The sequence below is a fragment of the Vibrio fluminensis genome (assembly GCF_015278125.1).
In the GTDB taxonomy this organism is placed as follows: domain Bacteria; phylum Pseudomonadota; class Gammaproteobacteria; order Enterobacterales; family Vibrionaceae; genus Vibrio; species Vibrio fluminensis.
In genome coordinates this window covers 65,423-71,422 of record NZ_JADILO010000023.1, presented here as the reverse complement: position 1 = coordinate 71,422, position 6,000 = coordinate 65,423, and the positions used below count along the sequence as shown (strand labels likewise).

The 6,000-nt window shown below is 41.7% G+C and carries 6 protein-coding genes and 1 pseudogene; 6 read left to right on the top strand and 1 reads right to left on the bottom strand.

Annotated features, from left to right (window positions below; all coding sequences use genetic code 11):
- From IRQ95_RS22405 to IRQ95_RS15110, 6 genes and pseudogenes are all read left to right on the top strand, one after another.
- Window positions 1–96: pseudogene (locus IRQ95_RS22405) on the top strand (group II intron maturase-specific domain-containing protein); the annotation flags it as partial.
- 318 nt (window positions 97–414) lie between these two features.
- The gene (vxrA, locus tag IRQ95_RS15130) at window positions 415–1,869 is read left to right on the top strand and encodes a sensor histidine kinase VxrA (RefSeq protein WP_194437702.1); all 1,455 of its coding nucleotides are present in this window, start codon (window positions 415–417) and stop codon (window positions 1,867–1,869) included.
- Window positions 1,844–2,503: a response regulator transcription factor VxrB gene (gene vxrB, locus IRQ95_RS15125; protein WP_194437701.1), complete on the top strand. Its 660-nt coding sequence runs from the start codon at window positions 1,844–1,846 to the stop codon at window positions 2,501–2,503. The genes vxrA and vxrB overlap by 26 nt, the downstream gene beginning before the upstream one ends.
- Window positions 2,500–3,375, top strand: a complete 876-nt coding sequence (locus IRQ95_RS15120) for a DUF2861 family protein (protein ID WP_194437700.1) — start codon at window positions 2,500–2,502, stop codon at window positions 3,373–3,375. Before vxrB ends, IRQ95_RS15120 begins: the two co-directional genes overlap by 4 nt.
- Window positions 3,376–3,435: 60 nt before the next feature.
- Window positions 3,436–4,569, top strand: a complete 1,134-nt coding sequence (locus IRQ95_RS15115; protein WP_194437699.1) for a conjugal transfer protein TraF — start codon at window positions 3,436–3,438, stop codon at window positions 4,567–4,569.
- Window positions 4,570–4,622: 53 nt separating this feature from the next.
- Window positions 4,623–4,772 (top strand): YoaH family protein, encoded by a 150-nt coding sequence (locus IRQ95_RS15110; RefSeq protein WP_075652611.1) that lies wholly within the window; start codon window positions 4,623–4,625, stop codon window positions 4,770–4,772.
- A 635-nt stretch (window positions 4,773–5,407) separates the two neighbouring features.
- Here IRQ95_RS15110 and IRQ95_RS15105 read toward each other — a convergent pair.
- Window positions 5,408–5,950 carry a DUF2726 domain-containing protein gene (locus IRQ95_RS15105; protein WP_194437698.1) on the bottom strand — a complete coding sequence of 181 codons (543 nt, stop codon included), beginning with the start codon at window positions 5,948–5,950 and terminating at the stop codon, window positions 5,408–5,410.
- Window positions 5,951–6,000: the final 50 nt, after the last annotated feature.

The window sequence follows — 6,000 nt, the reverse complement described above, 5'->3', positions numbered from 1 at the left end:
GAGGAGTTGGGTCTGTACTCGTTGCGAAATGGGTATGAGTCACTAAAAGTATATTCGGAACCGCCGTATGCGACCCACGCTTGTACGGTGGTGTGAGAGGACGGAGGCCGTGAGGCCTCCTCCTACTCGATTTATCGATTAGCGTTTAGCAAAGAATGAGTCTTCGTGATAACACTCTGAAATTTAGCGCTAAATTGTAATAGCTTATAAAGATCATCTAGAATAACAGTGCGAACTACTATAATGTTCGCGAGTCTTTAATTAGCTAGCAAAGTGCTGGCTTTTTTGTTTTTTACCCAGTAGTTTAGATAACATATTGGCTAATATAATTGACACGAATATTACACTTTAGCCAGCAAGAGTTGTCATAATGACAAGGTCTGGTAGTAACTCGCTGATTTAATAAGAATTGCCTTGAAACTCATAAAGATAAAAAATTTGGTCAGCTTATTGGTACTTGCGTCATTCAACGTAAGTGCGGATACGTTACCGGAACGTATTGATAAATTTGTCAATTTATTTAAAACATCGGAAGCATCGGTATCCTACGATGTCAGGGTTTTACAGTCAGATTATCCTACACGATTGCTGACACCCCAATCCATGTTACCCCAGACATCCAGTTACCCGCTGGAAGATATACAGAGACTTTACAAGCTATCCGTATCCTGTAAAGGGAAGCTACCATTGAGCCCATTGGTTACGGAGCCATTAGTGTTTACACGCGCGATGTGTAATGGGACCAAGCTGACTTCTACTTGGTTCGCGCGTAGCTCTTTTATCCACCCCGGTGGAGGGACGTATGCAAATCGTTACATTGTAACGCACCCTGAACTTGTTACTGCACTTGAGCAGTATATGCATATAAAAGAACGTCCACTTGCAAATAGAAACGCGTTACTTGGTCGTTTACAGCGCATGAGTGAAGAAACCATCACTGCGCTCATTTCCGGTGCAAGTATGTTTTTGGAAGGTGACGATTTATGGCTACGAAAGAATGATAGCTATTACATCTATCCGGAGACAGTTTGGAGTAAAAATGTTACTGAAGCTGGACTAAGCTTTACACTCGGGGCTGAATCAGGCGCATGTTTTGTGCAACGAGGCAACATTTGCTGGGATGTAGAAGACCATGCAGATGTACTAAAAATCAGTATGATAGGGCTAGTTATAGCTAACATACTGCTGGTAATTGGCTGGTCTATTTATCGCTGGAACACCAAGCGTAGAGAGATGAAGAGTAGGATGCTTGTGCTGCAAATTCTTACTCATGAATTACGAACACCAATAGCCAGTTTGTCTCTGACAGTGGAAGGTTTCCGTCGAGAATTTGAGGAGTTACCAGAATCTGTTTATGATGAGTTTAGGCGGCTGTGTGAAGATTCACGCCGATTAAGACAACTTGCTGAGGCAAGCAAAGACTACTTGCAATCAGACAATAAGCCGCTGGCGTCCGAATGGGTACCTTCGGTTGGCGAATGGCTTGAATTCAAAATAGAAGAAGAATTTGAGCAACAAGTCGAATTTGAGATCAACAATGATGTCGCAGCTAAACTTAATGTATATTGGTTAGGTACTTGCCTCGACAATCTAGTAAGAAATGCGGTGAAATATGGAGTTAAGCCGATCAAATTAGATGTAAAGACATCTAATAATAAAATTACGTTCAGCGTTATCGACCAAGGACAGCTAACGCATAAAGATTGGCGTCAATTACGCAAACCTTTTGTTAGTAAAAGTGGTCTAGGCTTGGGCTTAACTATCGTTGATTCAATGGTAGGACGGATGGGTGGGAAAATGACACTCGTTGGTCCACCAACAACGTTTATTTTGGAGATACCTTGTGAAACAAACACTGCTTCTTGTTGAAGACGACAAAAACTTAGCTGATGGTCTGCTTGTGAGCTTAGAGCAAGCTGGTTACGAATGTTACCATGCTGAAACCATCGCAGAAGTTGAGCAGTATTGGGCGAAAGCGGATCTTGTTATCCTTGATCGCCAATTACCAGACGGTGATTCGGTATCACATATTGGTCAATGGAAAGCAATCAAAGAGATCCCTGTGATTTTGCTTACTGCGTTGGTTACGGTGAAGGACAAAGTGGCGGGGTTAGATTCCGGCGCAAATGATTACCTGACAAAACCATTTGCAGAAGCAGAATTATTCGCTCGTATTCGCGCGCAACTTCGTACACCCGATAGCCTAGAAGAAGACGACACTAAAGTCCGTACAGAAAACTTGTTGATTGATAAAAGTACGCGTGAAGTATTTTTTAACGACCAACAAATTACACTGACACGTACTGAATTTGATCTTCTATTGTTTTTGGCGAGTAATTTGGGCCGCGTATTCACTCGTGATGAGCTGCTGGACCACGTGTGGGGCTACAACCATTTCCCTACAACTCGAACTGTTGACACTCACGTATTGCAGTTGCGCCAAAAATTACCTGGTCTTGAAATCGAAACCCTTCGCGGCGTCGGTTATAAGATGAAAGCATGATTAGAAAATCATTATTGATTGCAGGTGCGCTAGCTAGCGCGCCTGTTACTTCGGAAGGTATCACTTGGTTTGAGAGTAATTCTCCGTTAACTCAAACCCATAAGCACCTCTTGAACAATGACCTAACTGCAATGTTTTCGTCGCTGGTTGAAGTGTGGCAACTTGAACAAAGCCCAACGCTTGCGCCACATCTAAACGAGTTATTGGTCCAATCCTTTGAAGTGGATTGTGGCAAAGGACTGGCAAGTAAAGAATTTCCGGAATGGTTAAAAGGGGTATTGGTTCAACGTTCTGAAATACAAAGTCCAGGACGAGATGCATTTCGCGCCACCGTTGAAGTGCAATCTACTTTGCCCATTCTCGACATCAGTTTGACTCGATGGGTTGATAAATCGGTTTCAAATGACAACTCTCTCGAACTATTACGCGAGAATCAGTCAGGTATCTCCACCTATTCCAAACGTTACAACTTAAGTAATAAGCTTGCGATGGGACTTTACCGTGTAGATATCATAACAGACACTAATGAGTCCTGGAGCACATGGTTAATTTTAGGCGATCCTAAACTGTACATGACCGTTCGTTGGGCGTCGAAAGACCACTGGCAGGTAGAACAAACTGCGTTGTTAAACTCACACTGTCCACTACCGAAATTAAATGCGGCACTGTATGACTATGTTGATGGTAAATACAACCAAGTGTGGAGCGGCAGTTATGAATCTGACTATCCAACCTCACTACCGAGTGACGAAATTGATGCTGGTCGTTACGTATTAGCCGTTTCGATGGCGCATCGCCGTTGGCAAGGAAAAGTAGTAGTAGAGCAGGCGCAAATTATCAGCAAAACATATGACGTTTCGCTAGAGGAATAACTAAAGTTAGGCGACAATGGGCCGATAAAATACTAACGTAACTATATATTTAGCCCTGATATGAAAAACGTATACAAATTATTACCTCTTGCTGCCGCTATTTCATGCGGCTCTGCATACGCCGATAACTACGCAATGGAAGCTCGAGGCGATGCAATGGGCGGAGTGGGTGTTGTATCAGCTAACTTTTTGACTGCCCCATTTTATAACCCAGCACTGACCGCCATCTATCGTCGAAATGATGAGCTAGGCATGATCACGCCAAGCTTCGGTTTAAGCTACACCGATACTGGCAATTTTGTCGACGATCTAGAAAAAGCAGAGAAGCAAATTAAAGCCGGTGATTACACTGGCGCACAAGCAACACTTGATCAACTAAAGGGTGACCAACTAAACGTTGAAATGGGCGGTGTAGTAGCGTTCGCTATTCCTAACCGTTTTGTTGCCGCCAATGCGTTTGGTAAACTTTATACTGAGTCTTTTGCTACCACTAACATCAAAACTGATGGTGCCAACGAAACAGAAAATGCGTTAGGCAGTTCAGTTCGTGCTGTAAGCGTAGGGGTTGCAGAAGCGGGCTTAACTCTCGCGAAATACCAAACCTTTATGGGACAACACATCTCATTTGGTATCACACCAAAGCTGCAACGTGTTTACACTTACGTTTATGAAGCTAACCTAATCAATTATGATTTAAAAGATCTGCGCGACAACAGCAAAGGTGAAACCATGTTTAACATGGATGCTGGTTTCCTTTGGTTCTATGGTCCTTTTCGTGCGGGTATCTCTGCAACCAACTTAATCTCGCGTGATATTCAAACGCAATCAATCAAGTCTATTGATGGAACAAATGTTTCTTATGCGTATGAGATGTCACCGCAGTACACAGTGGGTGCAGGTATCGTCGCAGACTACTTTACTTTGAGCGTTGATTACGACTTGAAAGAGCAAGAGCGCTACATTGGTTTTGACGATAACACACAAATGTTGCGAGTAGGTGCGGAACTTGATTTGCTACGTCAGCTTAAGCTTCGCGCTGGTTGGAAGAAAAACTTAGCGTATGATGATACAGAAGGTACTTATACCGCAGGTATCGGTTTATCACCGCTAAATCTATTCCAAATGGATATTGGTGCTAGCTACACCAATGAAAACTCAATGGGAGGTTATGTTAACTTCCTAACGAGTTACTAGTAATCAGCGTCAAATCATAATATAGTCGGCTCCTAAAATTAGGAGCCTTTTTTATGTTTGATGATTTAAGCCTAAGCCACGAAGAACAACAGAAAGCTGTTGAAGAAATCCAAAAGCTAATGACACAAGGCATTAGTACCGCGGAAGCAATCAAAATTGTTGCTACACAAATCCGCGAAAACGCTAAAAAGCAAGAGCAATAAGAAAGGGCAGGTAACTGCCTTTTTTAATATCAGGCTACTGCACTATAACTAAATTATTACTACAAAATACCATTCCAAACCATATTTGATAAACGTGACACTCGCGTAAATAGTCACATTAATCTATCCCGTCAAGACGTAAAACGATGCTAAAAATAACCAGTATCCTCTATAAAACAATAAGATACAGCAGAATAAAATTCCGCTAAAAATCAGCAGTTCATTTGTTTGTAATAAAATTACAGAAATTAAAGTTGGTGGATTTTACATGCTTGAGTACTAGTGATTTGTTCTAATGGGTTATCATGTCACTAAAAAACGCCTTATGAGGGTTATTGCAATTAAGTTCTGGCAGAGTTTGGGGTTAGTAGTTGGTACCAATAATGACAGTGTCACTTTTGGCAACGAGAATGTCGATGTTAGGTGCTAACTTTAACGCTATAGGTGCAAGTGATACTGTAACGAATATACTTAGATGAACTGACTGGTACAAACTAATGTAAGGTACGATTCTACAGAACCGTAAATAATCGTATTTGCTTTGGTATGTTTTAGCTACAAAATTAGATGAGTATAAGCACTCTCAGTATTTGAAGAGTGCTAAACATTGTTAGTACGCAAAATAGGAAAGATTTTTATGCACGTTGCATTTGTTCACTCGTTGGCAATAGAACCAAATCAAGCTCAATATCCAAAACGGTAGCAATTTCCTGAACGTCATAATCACGTTTCGCTTGGAATCGAATCAACTTGTGATTGCCGCTTAAAGCTCCGTTGACATATTCATCGCGTTTTTGTCGTTTCTCCTGCTGATGACTTTTGTCATCTAACTCAATCACCGCGATAACCTTGGTATCGTGATCAGTGATAACAAAGTCCATGCGTTTTGCCCAGGTTCGCGAGAAGTTTTTACGGTCTATTGGTTGGACTAACGCCATTAGAGAAGTTTGGCAATGAATCGTGTATTGGTTTGGAAGCGCAAGTCTCAACGCTGAATGAAATTTTCGTTCATTGGCGGTGGTTAAATACTCGAACTTCTTATGGGGCACGGTGGCTTCTAGCGTAGTTTGATTCGACGTTACTTCTTCGTTGCGTCCACGGCGTTTATTTTTGCTCGATGGCATAAGTTTTATAACGATGACACCTATGCAAATTGCGATAACTGCGATTTCTAACATCTCGATATCTCTCCATGTAAATATCAAACCAAGAGCATATCTACTTTCTA

Bases quoted from the DNA above. Each gene is read 5' to 3' on its own strand.
- IRQ95_RS15120 (WP_194437700.1), top strand. From the start codon at position 2,500: ATGATTAGAAAATCATTATTGATTGCAGGTGCGCTAGCTAGCGCGCCT.
- IRQ95_RS15115 (WP_194437699.1), top strand. From the start codon at position 3,436: ATGAAAAACGTATACAAATTATTACCTCTTGCTGCCGCTATTTCATGC.
- IRQ95_RS15110 (WP_075652611.1), top strand. From the start codon at position 4,623: ATGTTTGATGATTTAAGCCTAAGCCACGAAGAACAACAGAAAGCTGTT.
- IRQ95_RS15105 (WP_194437698.1), bottom strand. From the start codon at position 5,950: ATGTTAGAAATCGCAGTTATCGCAATTTGCATAGGTGTCATCGTTATA.